At 62.6% G+C, this 16096-nt stretch carries 16 protein-coding genes; 6 read left to right on the top strand and 10 right to left on the bottom strand.

Annotated elements, in window-relative coordinates; all coding sequences use genetic code 11:
* Window position 1: 1 nt before the first annotated feature.
* On the bottom strand, window positions 2-1729 hold the full coding sequence (locus ACZ5WQ_RS10860; protein ID WP_338213625.1) for a tetratricopeptide repeat protein: 1728 nt from the start codon (window positions 1727-1729) through the stop codon (window positions 2-4).
* A 237-nt stretch (window positions 1730-1966) separates the two neighbouring features.
* Here ACZ5WQ_RS10860 and hemA point away from each other — a divergent pair, with 237 nt between their 5' ends.
* The 6 genes from hemA (at window position 1967) to ACZ5WQ_RS10830 (ending at window position 7298) form a co-directional block, all read left to right on the top strand.
* Window positions 1967-3262 carry a glutamyl-tRNA reductase gene (gene hemA / locus ACZ5WQ_RS10855; RefSeq protein WP_464382314.1) on the top strand — a complete coding sequence of 432 codons (1296 nt, stop codon included), beginning with the start codon at window positions 1967-1969 and terminating at the stop codon, window positions 3260-3262.
* Window positions 3259-4344 carry a peptide chain release factor 1 gene (gene prfA / locus ACZ5WQ_RS10850; protein WP_464382313.1) on the top strand — a complete coding sequence of 362 codons (1086 nt, stop codon included), beginning with the start codon at window positions 3259-3261 and terminating at the stop codon, window positions 4342-4344. Before hemA ends, prfA begins: the two co-directional genes overlap by 4 nt.
* A complete protein-coding gene (gene prmC, locus ACZ5WQ_RS10845) occupies window positions 4341-5174 on the top strand; it encodes a peptide chain release factor N(5)-glutamine methyltransferase (protein WP_233048339.1) in 834 nt (277 codons plus the stop codon). The genes prfA and prmC overlap by 4 nt, the downstream gene beginning before the upstream one ends.
* Complete coding sequence (locus ACZ5WQ_RS10840) at window positions 5167-5916, top strand: molybdopterin-synthase adenylyltransferase MoeB (protein WP_464382312.1); 750 nt, start codon at window positions 5167-5169, stop codon at window positions 5914-5916. Before prmC ends, ACZ5WQ_RS10840 begins: the two co-directional genes overlap by 8 nt.
* Window positions 5913-6698 carry a glutamate racemase gene (gene murI, locus ACZ5WQ_RS10835; RefSeq protein WP_464382311.1) on the top strand — a complete coding sequence of 262 codons (786 nt, stop codon included), beginning with the start codon at window positions 5913-5915 and terminating at the stop codon, window positions 6696-6698. The genes ACZ5WQ_RS10840 and murI overlap by 4 nt, the downstream gene beginning before the upstream one ends.
* A gap of 75 nt (window positions 6699-6773) precedes the next feature.
* Window positions 6774-7298, top strand: a complete 525-nt coding sequence (locus tag ACZ5WQ_RS10830) for an acyloxyacyl hydrolase (RefSeq protein WP_228246624.1) — start codon at window positions 6774-6776, stop codon at window positions 7296-7298.
* Between the two features lie 9 nt (window positions 7299-7307).
* On the opposite strand, the gene ACZ5WQ_RS10825 is transcribed toward ACZ5WQ_RS10830, so the two are convergent.
* The 9 genes from ACZ5WQ_RS10825 to ACZ5WQ_RS10785 form a co-directional block, all read right to left on the bottom strand.
* Window positions 7308-7847, bottom strand: a complete 540-nt coding sequence (locus tag ACZ5WQ_RS10825; RefSeq protein ID WP_464382310.1) for a DUF2878 domain-containing protein — start codon at window positions 7845-7847, stop codon at window positions 7308-7310.
* Window position 7848: 1 nt separating this feature from the next.
* A complete protein-coding gene (locus tag ACZ5WQ_RS10820; protein ID WP_464382309.1) occupies window positions 7849-9129 on the bottom strand; it encodes a class I SAM-dependent methyltransferase in 1281 nt (426 codons plus the stop codon).
* Window positions 9110-9928 (bottom strand): DUF1365 domain-containing protein, encoded by an 819-nt coding sequence (locus tag ACZ5WQ_RS10815; protein ID WP_464382308.1) that lies wholly within the window; start codon window positions 9926-9928, stop codon window positions 9110-9112. Before ACZ5WQ_RS10815 ends, ACZ5WQ_RS10820 begins: the two co-directional genes overlap by 20 nt.
* Window positions 9928-11175, bottom strand: a complete 1248-nt coding sequence (locus ACZ5WQ_RS10810; protein ID WP_464382307.1) for an NAD(P)/FAD-dependent oxidoreductase — start codon at window positions 11173-11175, stop codon at window positions 9928-9930. The genes ACZ5WQ_RS10815 and ACZ5WQ_RS10810 overlap by 1 nt, the downstream gene beginning before the upstream one ends.
* The gene (locus ACZ5WQ_RS10805; protein WP_464382306.1) at window positions 11175-11951 is read right to left on the bottom strand and encodes an SDR family NAD(P)-dependent oxidoreductase; all 777 of its coding nucleotides are present in this window, start codon (window positions 11949-11951) and stop codon (window positions 11175-11177) included. Before ACZ5WQ_RS10805 ends, ACZ5WQ_RS10810 begins: the two co-directional genes overlap by 1 nt.
* Window positions 11948-12379: a nuclear transport factor 2 family protein gene (locus ACZ5WQ_RS10800; protein WP_335598906.1), complete on the bottom strand. Its 432-nt coding sequence runs from the start codon at window positions 12377-12379 to the stop codon at window positions 11948-11950. The genes ACZ5WQ_RS10805 and ACZ5WQ_RS10800 overlap by 4 nt, the downstream gene beginning before the upstream one ends.
* Window positions 12376-13797 carry a deoxyribodipyrimidine photo-lyase gene (gene phrB / locus ACZ5WQ_RS10795; RefSeq protein WP_269688683.1) on the bottom strand — a complete coding sequence of 474 codons (1422 nt, stop codon included), beginning with the start codon at window positions 13795-13797 and terminating at the stop codon, window positions 12376-12378. Before phrB ends, ACZ5WQ_RS10800 begins: the two co-directional genes overlap by 4 nt.
* Before the next feature lie 63 nt (window positions 13798-13860).
* Entirely contained in the window at window positions 13861-14826 is a 966-nt protein-coding gene (locus ACZ5WQ_RS10790; protein ID WP_464382305.1) for a YbgA family protein, read from the bottom strand.
* A gap of 119 nt (window positions 14827-14945) precedes the next feature.
* Window positions 14946-15932 (bottom strand): NAD(P)/FAD-dependent oxidoreductase, encoded by a 987-nt coding sequence (locus ACZ5WQ_RS10785; RefSeq protein WP_464382304.1) that lies wholly within the window; start codon window positions 15930-15932, stop codon window positions 14946-14948.
* Window positions 15933-16096: the final 164 nt, after the last annotated feature.

Below are 16096 nucleotides of genomic sequence, written 5' to 3'. Positions count from 1 at the left end.
CTTATTCGGCTTCCAGGCGTTCGCGGGTTTCAGGAATGAGTGGGCTTTGCGGGTCCAGCTTGAGGGCATCTCGCCAGATCCTGCGTGCTTGGCGTTCTTTGCCTTGGCGCCAGAGCACTTCGCCCAGGTGGGCCGCTACTTCCTGGTCAGGGAAGGCGTCGTAGGCTTCACGCAGCAGCGTCTCGGCCAGCTCCAAATTGCCCAGGCGGTAGTGAACCCAGCCCAGACTATCCTTGATTGCAGGGTCGTCCGGTGCCAGTTCGGCGGCGCGGGTGATCAGCGACAGGGCACGATCCAGCTCGATATTGTGGTCGGCGAGCGTGTAGCCCAAGGCGTTGAGCGCCATCGCGTTGTTCGGTTCCTGTTCGATGATGCTGCCAAGGTCCTCTTGCAGGCCGCGCAGGTTGCCCAGCTGCTCGTGCAGCATGGCGCGACTGTAGAGCAGGCCGCTGTCCTGCGGGTAGGCCTGCAGGGCTGCGTTAACCTGTGCCATTGCCAGTTCGGGATGGTCCGGCATCAAGGCTTCTATTTCTATCTGGAACAGTGTCAGACCGTGTTGCGGATGCTGGTCCCTGTCCTGCTGAAATTGCGCCTGCAGTGCCTTCATGCGGTTTTGCTCAAGCAGCAGGCGGGCGATTTGCACGCGGGATGTCAGCAGTTCATTGCCACTGTCGATGCTTTGCCAGGTGAGCAGTGCATCATCCGTGCGGCCGGCCGCCAGATAGGCATTACCCAGGTGATAGCGCGCAGTATTGTTGCCGGGTGCAAGCTGAAGCGTGTGCTGCAGGTGAATGACGGCGTCTTGCGCCTGCTCTAGTTCCAGTTCGATCAGGCCGAGTGATAACTGCAGGTCGGCGTCGTCCGGGTTGTCGGCAGCAAGCTTCATATACTGCACGCGGGCATCCCTGAAATTACCCTTGCTGACGAGCAGTCGAGCCAGCATCAGACGCAATCGAACCTCGTCGGGAAAGCGCTCAAGGCTGTCGTACAGCAACGCCTCTGCCCGATCCGGGTCCTGCTCGGCGAGTAGTCGGCTGTGCAGCAGGATGATTGGTGGTACCTCATTACCTCGCGGTTGTTCCTCCAGCAGTTGCAGGGCGTCTTCGGGGCGGTCTGCCTGCTGCAGAAGCAGGGCACGGGCAAATACCAGTTGCGCGTTGTCCGGGTGGCGTTCCTGCATTTGGCGGAGGCTGGTCAGCAGGGCGTTGCGGGTCTGGGGGTCGGTTTGGGCGGCCGCCAGCGCGAGAAAATCAAAATGGGTTTCGCCATGCAGGTCCAGCGCGCGCTGCATCATGTCCATGGCCTGCTCATGTCGGCCGGCACGGGCCAGGTGAATGGCGGCCGAGCGCAGGGCTTCCGGATCCTGCGGAGCGATCTCGACCCAGAGTTGGGTCAGTTCGTTGGCGGCCTGCTCATTGCCCAGAAACTCTGCAACGCGGACGGCACGCTCGGTCACCCCGGGATCACGGGTGCTGCGTGCCTGTTTCAGATAGTTGTCGAGTGCGATATCGAAGCGGTTGCGCTGGCCCGCGATTTCGGCGGTCAGCAGATCAAACAGAGTGTCCTGGCGGAACTGGCCGTAGACCGTTGGCTCCGGCTGGCTTGCCGTCTCCGGCTTCTGGGGCGTGCTGTCGGCAGGCGCGCCGGCCTGATCCAGTGTGCTGCAGCCACCGAGCAGCAGGCCTGCGAACAGCAGTGCTGGCAAGGACGGAATGAGTGTAGCCTTCATATCGGATCTCGTGCGAAACGGTGGGCCGATCCGGGCGGAGGACGGCGTCCGGCGCGGCATTGGGGAATCATGACACAGGCGTGGGGACAAACCCAGTGGGCGCCATGAAAGGTGCCTGTGCGGCATCCTGCCACTGAGCGTCGAGTAACCGTTCGCCATGCCGTGATTGATTGGCTTGACTTAACATAGGACAATCGCACGTTTGGCAGCAGCTCCGTTCTCGCAATACGAGGCATCATGGGTTTTATCGCACTGGGCATCAATCATCGGACCGCAGGGGTTGAAGTACGCGAGCGCGTGTCCTTCTCACCCGAGCAATTGCCCGATGCACTGCAGCGTCTGCGTGCCGAGGCCGGTGCTGACGAGGTTGCCATTCTTTCTACCTGCAATCGCACCGAGCTTTACTGTGCTCAGGAGGAGCTCGACGCGGATCGTCTGGTCGAGTGGGTCGCCCGCTTTCATGGTATGACCGCAGAAGAGCTGCGCCGTTCCAGCTACCTGCATCAGGATGCCGGTGCGGTTAACCATATGATGCGGGTAGCCGCCGGGCTTGACTCGATGGTACTGGGCGAGCCGCAGATTCTCGGCCAGATGAAGGATGCCTGGCAGGCCGCGCGTACTGCCGGCACGCTTGGCCCGTATCTGGATCGCTTGTTCCAGAGCACCTTCAACATGGCCAAACAGGTGCGAACGGACACCGCAATTGGCGAGAATCCGGTGTCGGTGGCCTTTGCCGCAGTCAGTCTTGCCCGTCAGATCTTTGCCGACCTGCGCCGCAGCACCGCGCTGCTGATCGGTGCTGGCGAGACCATCGCGCTGGTTGCCCGTCACCTGTTTGAACAGGGCGTTGGCCGGATTATCGTTGCCAACCGAACGCTGCAGCGGGCTGAACTGCTGAGTGAGCCGCTGGGTGGCCAGGCCATCGTGCTGAACCAGATTCCCGATATTCTCGCCGAATGTGATGTGGTGATCAGCTCAACCGCCAGCCCGCTGCCGATCCTCGGCAAGGGCGCGGTCGAGCGGGCGCTCAAGCAGCGTCGGCACAAACCCATGTTCATGGTCGATATTGCCGTGCCGCGCGACATCGAGCCGGAAGTTGGCAGTTTGGCCGACGTGTACCTCTATACCGTCGACGACCTGCATGAAGTGATCGAAGAGAACATGCGCTCGCGTCAGGGCGCAGCCGAGGCGGCCGAACGGCTGATCGAGCTGGGCACTGGCGAGTTCATGCAGCGTCTGCGGGCGCTGGCGGCGGTGGATGTGGTGCGCAGCTACCGGCAGAAGGCCGAGCAGGCGCGCGATCAGGAACTGCAGAAAGCGCTGGCCAAGTTGCAGCGCGGTGCCGATCCCGAGCAGGTGATGACCGAAATGGCTCGTCTGCTGACCAACAAGCTGCTGCACGAACCCAGTGTGCAGCTCAAGCAGATGACAGCGCAGGGGCGGATCGAAGCGCTGGCGCTGGCGCAGGAACTCTTTGCCCTGGGTGACAGCGCCCCGGGCAACCGCAATACCACGGTACAAGGCGACTCATGAAAGCATCCCTGTTGAATCGGCTGGACTCCCTTGGCGAACGCTTCGAGGAGCTGTCTGCGCTGCTCAGCGACGCCGAGGTCATCAGCGATCAGACCCGCTTCCGGGCTTACTCCAAGGAGTACGCCGAACTTGAGGGTACGGTCAAATGCTACGAGCAGTGGCGTCGGGTGCAGGGTGACATCGAAGAGGCGCGTGGCCTGCTCAAGGACAGCGACCCGGACCTGCGGGCCATGGCCGAAGAGGACTTGGAGAGCAGCAGCGCGCAACTGGCCGAGCTGGAAGAAGAGCTCAATCGCCTGCTGCTGCCGAGGGACCCTAACGACGATCGCAACGTATTCCTCGAAATTCGCGCCGGAACCGGTGGCGACGAGGCGGCGATCTTCTCCGGTGACCTGTTTCGCATGTACAGCCGATACGCCGAGCGTCAGGGCTGGCGGGTAGAGGTGCTGTCGGAAAACCCCGGTGAGCATGGTGGCTACAAGGAAGTGATCGCCCGTGTCGAAGGCCAGTCGGTCTACGCCAAACTCAAGTTCGAGTCCGGCGCGCATCGCGTGCAACGTGTACCGGAAACCGAATCCCAGGGCCGGATTCATACCTCTGCCTGTACCGTTGCCATCCTGCCGGAGATGGACGAGCAAGCCGCAATCGAGATCAACCCCGCGGATCTGCGGGTCGATACCTACCGCGCCTCCGGTGCTGGCGGTCAGCACGTCAACAAGACCGATTCGGCCATCCGCCTGACCCACCTGCCGACCGGCATCGTGGTCGAGTGTCAGGATGAGCGTTCACAGCACAAGAACCGCGCCCGCGCCATGAGCCTGCTGCAGGCCAAACTGGTCAACCAGCAGCGCGAAGCGCAGGAAAAGGAGCTGTCCGACACCCGCCGTTCGCTGGTCGGCTCCGGGGACCGCTCCGAGCGCATTCGCACCTATAATTTTCCGCAGGGCCGGGTGACCGATCACCGTATCAACCTGACGCTCTACAGTCTGGATGAGATCATCGCCGGTAACCTCGACAACGTCATCGAGCCGCTGCTGCGCGAATATCAGGCCGACCAACTGGCGGCGCTGGAGACGGCATGACGCCGACCCTGGCCGAGGTGCTGGCCAGCGCCGAACTGCCAGACTCGGACACCGCTCGGCTGGATGCAGAGCTGCTGCTCTGTCATGCCATCGGCAAGCCCCGTACCTATCTGCGCACCTGGCCTGAACGCCGACCCGATGCCGAGCAACTGCGCCGCTTCGAACAGCTGCTGAGCCAGCGGCGCAGCGGTGTGCCGATTGCCTATCTGCTCGGTGAACAGGGCTTCTGGAGTCTGCAGCTGGAGGTCAGCGAAAGCACCCTGATTCCGCGCCCGGATACCGAGCGGCTGGTTGAGGTTGCGCTGGAACTGGGGCCGCAGGGGGCTGCCGAGGTTCTGGATCTCGGCACCGGCACCGGTGCGATCGCGCTGGCGCTGGCGGCCGAGCGCCCTGACTGGCAACTGACCGGGGTGGACCGGGTCGCCGAGGCCGTCGCGCTGGCCCGGCGCAACGCCGAGCGTCTGCGGATCGGTAATGCCTGTTTTGAACAGAGCGACTGGTTCACTGCACTGGCGGGCCGGCGCTTTGATCTGATTGTCTCCAACCCGCCGTACATTGCTGCCGATGACCCTCATCTGCAGCAGGGCGATGTGCGTTTTGAGCCGGGTAGTGCGCTGGTCAGCGGTGCCGACGGGCTGGATGATATTCGCACGCTGGTGCAGCTCGCGCCGGCGCATCTGCAGGCCACTGGCTGGTTGCTGTTTGAGCACGGCTGGCAGCAGGCCGACGCGGTCGCGCAACTGCTGCGCGAGCAGGGTTTTGAGCAGGTACAGAGCTGGCGCGACCTGGGTGGACAGCTGAGGGTAACCGGAGGGCAATGGCGTGGATGACCAGCAACTGCTGCGTTACAGCCGGCAGATACTGCTGCCACAGATCGATATCGACGGTCAGCAACGGCTGCTGGACAGTCGGGTTCTGATCGTTGGGGTTGGCGGCTTGGGCTCGCCGGTCGCGTTGTACCTTGCCGCCGCGGGCGTTGGCCAAGTGGTGCTGGCAGACCCGGATCAGGTCGATCTGAGCAACCTGCAGCGGCAGATTATTCATCACGCGGCCGACATCGGTCGTAACAAGGTTGCGTCGGCAGCAGAGCGCGTCGCCGCGATCAATCCGCAGGTACGTTGCCGCACATTGCCGGTCGCGCTGGCTGACGATGCATTGCTCGGCGCAGTGGCCGAGGTCGATCTGGTGCTGGACTGCTCCGACAATTTCGCCACCCGTCACGCGGTCAATGCTGCCTGTGTCAGGCTCGGCAAGCCGCTGGTGTCGGGCGCGGCGATTCGGCTGGAAGGCCAGCTCAGTGTATTTGATCCGCGCCGTGACGACAGCCCCTGCTATCAGTGCCTCTACGGTGATGGCGACGAGCAGGCGCTCAGTTGCAGCGAAGCCGGTGTAGTCGGTCCGCTGGTTGGCCTGGTCGGTAGCCTGCAGGCGCTGGAGGCGCTCAAGCTGCTGGCCGGGTTTGGCGAGCCGCTGGTTGGACGCCTGTTGCTGATTGATGCCCTCGACAGTCGCTTCCGAGAGCTGCGTGTGCGCCGGGACCCGGGTTGCAGTTGCTGCGGAGCGGCGGCATGAGTGCGCCCATTGGTGTGTTCGACTCCGGTGTGGGAGGGCTGTCGGTATTGCGCGAAATTCGCCGTCTGATGCCCCGCGAGAATCTGCTGTATGTCGCCGACAGTGGCTACGTGCCCTATGGTGAAAAGCCGCCGGAGATGATTCGTGAGCGGAGCCTGCGGATTGCCGAGTTTCTGATCGAACAGGGTGCCCGTGCTCTGGTGCTGGCTTGCAATACGGCCACCGCCGCTGCGGTCAACGAATTGCGCAGCACCTTCGACATGCCGATTATCGGCATGGAGCCTGCGGTCAAACCGGCAGCAGCGGCTACCCGCAACGGTAAGGTCGGCGTGCTGGCGACCACCGGTACATTGCAGAGCGCCAAGTTCGCCGCGTTGCTGGACCGCTTTGCCCGCGATGTACAGGTGTTGACTCAGCCCTGCCCGGGGCTTGTCGAGTGCGTCGAGCGGGGCGAGCTCCAGGGGCCTGAGGTACGCGCGCTGCTGACGCGCTATGTCGATCCCCTGCTGCAGGCCGGGTGCGACACTCTGATCCTCGGTTGTACCCATTATCCCTTTCTCAAACCGCTGTTGCGGGAGTGTCTGCCGGCGGGTGTGCAACTGGTCGATACCGGCGAGGCGGTAGCGCGTCAGCTGCAGGCCAGACTCAACGAAAGCGGCCGCCAGGCCTCTGATGGTACAGGCGATGTAGGCTTCTGGAGCAGTGGTGATCCACAGCTGATGGCAGCAGTGCTGCCGGTGTTGTGGGGCAGCGCCGGTGCCGTGTCCAGGCTGCCGGTTTGAGGCGTGGTGGCGAACTATCAGCTATAAATCTGTCTATCAGACGGTACGTGTTGAAGACATAAGGAAGAAAACGCCATGAGACGTTCAGGTTTGATCATCGGTACCGTATTTACGGCCATGACCCTCAGCCCTTCAGTGTTTGCGCTGGATGGCATCACCGTAGAAGGCGGTGACAGCAGTGAGTCGACCAATGTGTGGCGCGTGGGAGTGCAGTTCGATTTCGGGCGCACCCTGTGGCAGAGCGATGGCGGCGGCGCGGTGCTGACCGGTTTCTGGGATGCCGGCTACACCCACTGGAGTGGTCTGGACGCCGAAACCATCAGTCTGGCTCCGGTATTCACGCTGAATTTCCCCGGTAACGGCGCGGTGACGCCGTTTATTGAAGGCGGGATCGGGCCTGCGGTCTTTACCGAGACCAATCTGGCTGATCGCCGAGATCTGGGTTCCAAGTTCCAGTTCGAAGACCGTATCGGCGCCGGCCTGCGCTTTGCCTCCGGTGCCGAGCTGGGCGTGCGCTGGTATCACTACTCCAACGCGGGTATCAAACAGCCCAATTCGGGCATCAATAAATCTGCGGTGTATTTCCGCTACCCGCTGTAGGTCTGCGGCTCAGGCGCCGGAGCGGCGTCTGGCCAACTGCTGCACGCGATATTGTTCCCGGTACAGATGGGCAAAGCCGTGCAGCAGTGGCATGACCAGCGCCCAGATGGCGGCCAGCAGCAGTGCGCTGTTGCGTTCGCCCAGTGGCAGGCCGACGCCCGCCAGCTCGGCACCGGCCACGTAGCTCAGCGGACCGCCGATTGCGCCCAGCAGGGCAGCTCGCCAGATCGGGCGGGCGGTCCAGCCCAGGCTGTGATTGAGCGTTGTGGCCAGCATCGCCCAGAGCATGACCAGCCAGAGCGGCGCCAGCAGCTCCTGGCCGACAAAGGTGAATACCCCCAGCTGCAGCAGGAAGGAGTCGAGCGCAGTCCCTGCCAGCATCACTGATACCACCAGCTTGCCTTCGGCTGCCCAGCTGCTGACCCAGAAAAAGTGGATCAGCAAGGCGACCGCCGGCACTGCCAGCCAGTAGCTGTTGCCGCCCAGTACGCAGGCAAGCCAGCTGAGCTGGAACAGCACGGCGTTGGCGATCAGGCGGCGGTCAGGCATGTCAGGCTCCTATGACGCAGGTGCTCTCGGCGGGGCGGGCGTCGGGCTTGGCGAGCAGAATCTGCGCTGTGCCGATACCGCGCTCGCGGAAGCCACCCTCGCAGTAGCAGAGGTAGAACTCCCAGAGCCGGAAAAAGACGTCCTCATACCCGAGTTGCGCCAGCTCTCCACGGTAGCGCTGCAGGTTATGGTGCCAGTGGCGCAGGGTACGGGCATAGTGCAGGCCGATGTCCTCCAGATGCAGCATCGCCAGGTCGGTGTGGCGGCGGGTCAGTTCCCCGATCAGGCTCACCGACGGCAGCGAACCGCCCGGGAAGATATAACGCTGGATAAAGTCGACGCTGCGACGTGCCTGCTCGTAGCGCTGGTCGCGCATGGTGATGGCTTGCAGCAGCATCAGCCCGTCGGGTTTGAGCAACGCTGCGCAGGCCTTGAAGTAGGTGGCAAAGTATTCGTGACCGACCGCCTCGATCATTTCGATCGAAACGAGTTTGTCGTACTGACCCTCCAGCTCGCGATAGTCCTTGAGCAGCAGGGTAATGCGGTCCTGCAGGCCGGCATCGCGGATACGCTGCTCGGTATGGTTGAACTGCTCCTGCGACAGCGTGGTGGTCGTTACCCGGCAGCCATAGTGCTGGGCGGCGTAGATTGCCATGCTGCCCCAGCCAGTGCCGATTTCCAGCAGGTGATCGTCTGGGCTCAGCTCCAGCTTGCGGCAGATCCGATCCAGCTTGTTGAGTTGGGCGTGGTGCAGATCGTCGCTGTCCGGCGGGAAGATTGCCGCCGAGTACATCATGCTGTCGTCCAGCAGGCGCGAGAACAGCTCGTTGCCCAGATCGTAGTGGGCGCTGATGTTGCGGCGTGATCCTTTGAGGCTGTTGCGGTTAAGACGGTGCAGCCACTTCAGGGCAGGTTGTCCAAGCCGGGCCAGCCCGGTCTCCATGGCATCTAGGACGTCCAGGTTGCGGACAAACAGACGGGTCACGGCGGTCAGATCCGGGCTGCTCCAGTAGCCGTTGAAGTAGGCTTCACCGGCACCTACGCTGCCGTTGCAGGCGATTTGGGTCCAGGCGGCCGGGTCATGCAGGCGAATTTCTGCGTGCAGCCCGTCACGGTCAGGTTGGCCAAAGCTGAGCTCCTCATCATCGGTCTGCAGACGCAATGTGCCGCGCTTGATGGCCTGTAGCTGGCGCAGCACTGCCTGACGGCAGAGGCGTTGCAGCCAGCCGCTGCGCTCGCGGTAGTCGCTGTTGCAGGTAAGTTCAGATCTGCTCGGTTTCATGTCGGGACTCCTTGACGGGGCGCAATGGGTGCGCTGCGACCGATTGGCTGGTGGGCGAATGGTCAAACAGCGGAATACGTTTGATCAGCAGGCGCAACGCCTGCCAGTAGATGCCGGTCAACGTACGCAGCACCATAAAGGGGAATGAAAGGGCCTCGCGGCGCAGCAGGGCAGCGCTGAGCGGCTTGCGCTGCAGGCTGAGGGTGGCGTCGAACAGGCGCTGATCGCCCTGCTGATGGGCAATTTGCACCTGGACACGCTCACCGGGCCGGTTGAAACGCATGTGATAGTCGGCCTGTAGCGGCAGGAACGGCGAGACGTGGAAGCGCTTGTGCAGGGTAAATTGCTGCTGCTGTTGGCTCGGGTCGGCTTCCATGACGTAACAGAAGTGCTCGCCCCAGGGCGTGTTGGTCACCTCGCAGATGATGGCGCGCAGTGCGCCCTGTTGGTCGTAGCAATAGAAGAACGAGGCGGGATTGAACAGCATGCCGAAGCTGCGAACCTGGGTCAGCAGTTGCACGGCACCGTTGAGCTCCAGTTGCAGGTGATCCCTGATCAGACGCTGGGCACAGGCTTTCAGGGATTCTCCCGGCTGGCGTTCGGCGCGCAGGTAGTCGCCTTCACGAAAACGCATGGGTGACCACCAGCGGCCCGACCAGAGCTGGCTGAGGCCGAATACCTGCTGCTGCTCGTCGAGATCAAGCAACAGCAGGCTGCTGCGATAACGGAATTGATGCGCGCGCGGCTGATGCCGTCGATGCTGGAGCAACCCGCTGTACAGAGCACTTTGCAGTGCCATCAGAGTACCTCGCCAAAGTGCGACGCCACGCGCAGTGCGCTGACGACGCCATCCTCGTGAAAACCGTTGGCCCACCAGGCGCCACAGAAGAATGTGTGCTGCTTGCCCAGCAGCGTCTGCCACTGCTGTTGCGCCGCGCTGGCGGCCACGCTGAACTGCGGGTGCGCGTAGGTAAAGCGGCCGAGTATCTGTGCAGGGTCAATCTGATCGGTCTGGTTAAGGCTGACGCAGAAGGTGCGCGAGGCATCAAGACCCTGCAGGATATTCATATTGTAGGTCAGCGCTGCAGGTTGCTCCGGGTCGCCGCCAAGTCGATAGTTCCAGCTGGCCCAGGCCAGCCTGCGGCTGGGCAGCAGGCGGGTGTCGGTGTGCAGCACGACGTCGTTGTCGGCATAGCGAATGTCGCCGAGAATCGCCTGTTCCTCGGGGCTGGGTTGCTCCAGCAACTTCAGGGCCTGATCGCTGTGGCAGGCCAGTACAATCCGGTCGAAGCGCTCCTCTCCCTGGCGGCTGAGCACGGTAACGCCGGTCTCGTCACGGCGAATGCGCTGCACCGGGCAATCAAGCCGAATGTTGTCGGCAAAGGGCTTGCTCAGAGCCGGGATGTAGCTGCGTGAGCCGCCCTTGATAACCCGCCATTGCGGGCGATCATTCACCGACAGCAGGCCGTGGTTGTGAAAGAAACGGATGAAGAAGGCGAGTGGGAAATTCAGCATCTCCTTCAGCGACATCGACCAGATCGCCGAGCCCATGGGCACGATGTAATGGTCAATGAAGCGTTGGCTGTAGCGCTGCTGCTGCAGGTAGTCGCCGAGCGTCATCTGGCCATGCAGGCCGCCTGCCTCGAGGTCCGCGATGGCTTCACGGTTGAAGCGCAGGATATCCATCAGCATGCGCAGAAAACCGGGTGACAGCAGGTTGCTGCGCTGGGCGAACAGGGTGTTGAGATTGTTGCCGTTGTATTCCAGGCCGCTGCGCGGATCGCAGACGGAGAAGCTCATTTCCGTCGGCTGGGACTCAACACCAAGCTGCTCAAGCAGGCGGATGAAGTTGGGATAGGTCCAGTCGTTGAAGACGATGAATCCGGTATCGATGGCGTGACGCTGCTGGTCGATTTCGACATCGACGGTGTGGGTATGGCCGCCGACCCAGTCGCTGGCCTCAAACACCGTGACTTCGTGACGTCGGGACAGCAAATAGGCCGATACCAGGCCGGCAATACCGCTGCCGACAATTGCAATGCGCATTAGTTGGTCTCCTGACGTTGTGAAGCTGCTCCGGTCTTGCGTTTGGTCAGCGCAACGCGCAGCCAGCCTGGCAGCGCTGCCATCAGGCGAAGAATGGCAATAAAAGGACCGGGGAAGCGGATTTCGCGTTTGCCCCGTTCCAGCCCGATCAGGATGCGCTGGGCGGCCTGGGCGCTAGTCAGTTGCATGGGCATCGGGAAATCGTTGTTGGCTGTCATGGGCGTCTCGACGAATCCGGGGCTGACCAGGGTGGTGGCGATCCCTTCGTCGACCAGATCGAGTTCCAGCGATTGCATCAGGTAGCGCAGAGCAGCCTTGGACGCACCATAGGCTTCGGCGCGTGGCAGCGGCAGATAGGTGACGCTGCTGCCAACCGCAACCAGACGTGGCTGGGTTCCACGGCGCAGCAGGGGCAGGGCGGCTTCGATGCAGTTGGCGGTCGCCAGCACGTTAACCTGCATGACCCGCTCGACCAGGCTGGCGGAAAACGCGGGCAGCTCCATGTATTCACAGGCCCCCGCATTGAGAATGGCCCAGTCCAGAGCGCCCCAGGCCGCGTCGATCTGTTCTGCGATCTCTCCAATCGCATCGCGGTCGGTCAGGTCGGCCGTGATGACCAGTATTTGTCCCGGGTAACGGGTTGCCAGTTCGAGCAAGGGTTCACGTCGGCGTGCGGTCAAGGCCAGACGGTGACCCTCGGCGGCCAGCAGTTCCGCCAATGCCAGGCCGATACCGCTGGACGCGCCGGTGAGCCAGATTCTGCGTTGCAGGTTCATGTCATTCGCCTCTTCAGCCAGCGGATCAGTGTGCCAAGTACCGGCACATGCTCGTACAGCAGGGTGCCGGCATCGTAGTGGTCGATATGTCGGTAGGCCTTGCCCTCGCGAAACCAGACCTGACTGACGCCGGGCACCTGGATGGGACGGCCGCCGGCCAGCCTGGGGTGGCGATAGGTCATGGTCCAGCACAGCAGCGCCTGCTCGTCGTCGATCGGGCTCAGCTGGGTGAAATCGAAGTGCAGGGCGCTGACGTTTTCATAGAGATTGGCGCAGTAGCCTTGCAAGGCGGCGAGCCCGAAGACGTCGTGGATCGGGTCGCTGAAGTGGACGTCCGAGTGATAAATCTGCTCCAGAATATGCAGGTTGTCGCGGTCGATGGCGGCAAACCGTTGGGCAAAACTGGCGATCAGACTGCGGTCAATCATGCCATCTCTCCTGCATTGCGGAAGGCGTCGATTGCGCGCTGGCGGCTGCTGCGCAGGTCCACAATCGGACGCGGATAGGCAGTGGCGGAAAACAGGTCAGCGGCGGGTGGCAGGTGGATCTGGCTGGCTGGCAGGTGCGCCAGCTCCGGGACCCATTCACGGATGAAGCTGCCATCGGGATCGAACTTCTCGGACTGGCTGACCGGATTGAACACCCTGAAGTAGGGGGCCGCGTCGGTGCCGGTCGATGCGCTCCACTGCCAGCCGCCGTTGTTGGCGGCGAGGTCGCCGTCGATCAGGTGCTGCATGAACCAGCGCTCGCCTTCGCGCCAGTCGATCAGCAGATTCTTGGTCAGGAACATGGCGCTGACCATGCGCAGTCGGTTGTGCATCCAGCCGGTGGCAAGCAACTGGCGCATGGCCGCATCGACCAGCGGAATACCGGTTCGGCCTTCTTTCCAAGCGGCCAGGCCGTGCGGATCGTCGCGCCAGGCGACGTTTTCGGTCTCCGGCTTGAACGCGCGGTGGCGCGAAACGTGCGGATAGCACACCAGAATGTGTTTGTAGAACTCACGCCAGAGCAGTTCGTTGATCCAGCTCACGGCACCACTGCTGCCTGTGTCGAACTCGCCTCCGTTGGCCTGCAGCGCAGCGTGCAGGCACTGACGGGGCGACAGTACGCCAGCGACCAGATAGGGCGACAACCGGCTGGTGGCGTCCAGATCGGGACGGTTGCGATCTTCTGCGTAGTCGTCGATGAGCTGATTGCAGAACAGCTGCAGGCGCTCTGCTGCAGCCCGCTCGCCAGCCGGCCAGCGTTGCTGCAGTGCGGGTTCGGCAGGGGCAAAGTCGCCGAATTGTTCGGGAACAGACGAAGCCTGCAACGCCAGCTGCGCTTGCTTGGCGGGTGCCGGCAGCAGGCTGGGCAGTTGCTGGTGCAGTCGGGTGTAGGCCTGACGACGGAACTGGCTGTAGACCTTGTACATGCCGCCACTTTGAGTGGTCAGACTGCCCGGCGCGAACAGCAGTTGGTCGGTATAGCGCTGACAGGTCAGGCCGGCAGCGGCAAAGGCCTCGCTGACGGCGTCGTCACGCCGCTGTTCGTGAATACCGTACTCATCATTGAAGTGCAGGGCGCCGGCACCGGTCTTGCGGGCCAGCTCCAGCAGCAGTGTCGGGCAGTCGCTCCAGGCGTCGGCATGCAGAATCTGCAGTGGTATGTGCCGTTGTGACAGCTCATCGGTCAGCGCCTGCAGGTTGCGGCGCCAGAAGTCGATCTTGACGGGTGCATCATCGTGGGCTCGCCAGTCGTTGGCGGTGACGATAAAAACCGCCACTGCCGGTCCGCTCTGACTGGCATGCCAGAGCGCCTGGTTGTCGGTAATGCGCAAGTCGGCGCGGAGCCAGCACAGTTGCAGGTTGTTGCTCAAATCACTCTCCCGTCGGGCGGGCGGGACCTCCGCCCCGCTTTACTGGTTTTACTAAATGGCGTTACGCAGGCTCAGCTCAGGTGGGTGCGGCTGCAGATAGGCCTGTTGCAGCAGATAGGGGTCCGGGTGACGCAGCAAATGGTGTTGCAGCAGGGTCATGGGCACTACCAGCGGCACCACGCCGTTGCGATAACGCACAATCAGTTGCTGCAGCTCGGCTTTTTCCGGCGGGTTGAGCACCCGCTTGAAGTGGCCGGCAACGTGCTGCAGCACGTTGCTGTGGCCGCGACGACTGGCCGGGCGACGCAGCGCCGTCATCAATTCGCTGAAGTACGCTGTTGCAGTCTGTTCCAATTGCTCGCCCTTCCCCGGATTGGCCAGCAGTTGACCCATGCGCTTGTAGCCGGGTGCCTGGTGGGCCATCAGCAGGTATTTGTGTTTGGCGTGAAAAGCCAGCAGGTTGCTGGCGCTAAGGCCGTCGCGAAGCAACTGTTGCCAGTCAGCGTAGACGATTACGCGGTTGACGAAGTTCTCGCGCAGTACCGGGTCGTGGAGGCGGCCTTCCTCTTCCACCGGGAGCAGCGGGTTGTGCTGCATGAGGTGAGCGGTGAAAACGCCCTGGCCGGTCGCTGATGCGGGGTGGCCGTTTTCTTCATAGACCTTGACCCGCTCCATGCCGCAGCTGGGGGATTTCTGCATGACGATAAAGCCGCACAGGTCATTGCTGCCCGCGTGAACTTCGTCGGCGTAGTGTTGCAGTGCCTCGGTCACATCCATGTCACGGTTCACCGTGCCAACAGCACGGGGAGCGGTCGGGTCGCCGACCAGCCTGATAGGCTTGCGCGGTGTGCCCAGACCGATGGCCACTTCCGGGCAAACCGGTCGCAGATCGAAGAGGGCGCCCAGTTGATCAGTGCACAGGCGTGAATGCTTGTGGCCGGCGTTGAAGCGGACGGGATCGCCAATCAGGCACTGGCTGATACCGACTGGAATGCGTGCACTGGATCTGGGTTGCATGGCTGCTCTCCTGTACAACAATTTTCTGTTTGTACAAGGATAAGCTCGATTTAAGTATTTTTGTACAAGTTTATTGACCGTCCGTCAGTGGATTCTGCTGACGAACGGTCTGCCACTGATCAGTGGTGGCCGAATACCGCTTGAGCCGCATGGCGACCGCTGAGCCACGCACCCTCCAACCGTCCTGCCAGACACCAGTCGCCGCAGGCGTAAAGCCCGAGATCGGGCGCCGCCAGCGCGCCCCAGTCGCAATCCTCGGCGGGTCGCGCGTATAGCCAGCGGTGGGCCTGCAGCAGTTGCGCTGGGGGCAACGGCGTCTGCAAAGCTTCGCCCAGTGCGTGCAGCAACAGGCCGGCAACTTCGGCCGGAGGCGTATCGAGATGCTGCTGCGCCCATTGCGGCGTGGACTGCAATACCCAGTTACAGTTTTCGGCGCGTCCGGGCTTACTGTGGTTGGCACAAATCCAGTCGAGCGGGCCGGTGCGCACAAAGGCGGCATCCACATCGGTGTCCAGCGGTTGGGCGAAGCCGACTGAGACTGCCCAGCCCGGTTCCATGGCCATCTGTTCGGCGGCGCGGGCCAACTGCGGTGCGGCGGCCAGCAGCGGCGCGGCCTGCGGTGCCGGGGTTGCGACTATGACCCGGTCGAACGGCCCATATTGGCCCTCTTCGCTGTCAACCAGTATCCAGCCCTGATCGTGCTGCTCAAGCCTGGTAATGCGCACCGACCCGCGCAGCGTCAGGTTGCCCAGCAACCCGCGGCTGAGGGCGGTCATCCGCGGGCTGCCAACGTAGCGGTCCTGCTCGTCGTCGGAGGGGTGGATGCCGTGTTCATCGATGCGACACAGGCGGGGCTGCCAGCGTGCTACCCATCCCTGTTCGTACCAGGACTCAACCTCGGCGCGGAATGCATGGTGGCGTGCGGTGAAATACTGGGTGCCGATGTCGAACTCGCCATGATCGGTTCGCTTGCTGGTCATGCGGCCGCCGGTACCGCGGCTTTTGTCGAACAGCTCAACGGCGATGCCGGCTTCGTCGAGTACACGGGCGGCACTGATACCGGCCATGCCGGCGCCGATTATGGCTACGCTGGTAGGTAGGGACATACTGGATCCTGATTTGGGTTTTGTGGTCGATGATAGGCAAACTTGTGCAAAAGGCTATACAAGTTTTTTCATTTGTATAGCATTGTGGGCCGTTCGAGGATAGCGTGTGTCATGCTGTTTTCGTCGAGAGTAGCCCTGCCGTGCGGATGTCCGTGCCGGGGTAC

The organism is Halopseudomonas sp. T1L2 (assembly GCF_055397385.1).
The sequence above is the reverse complement of the archived record's forward strand: the minus strand, read 5'-3'. Positions and strand labels throughout refer to the sequence as shown.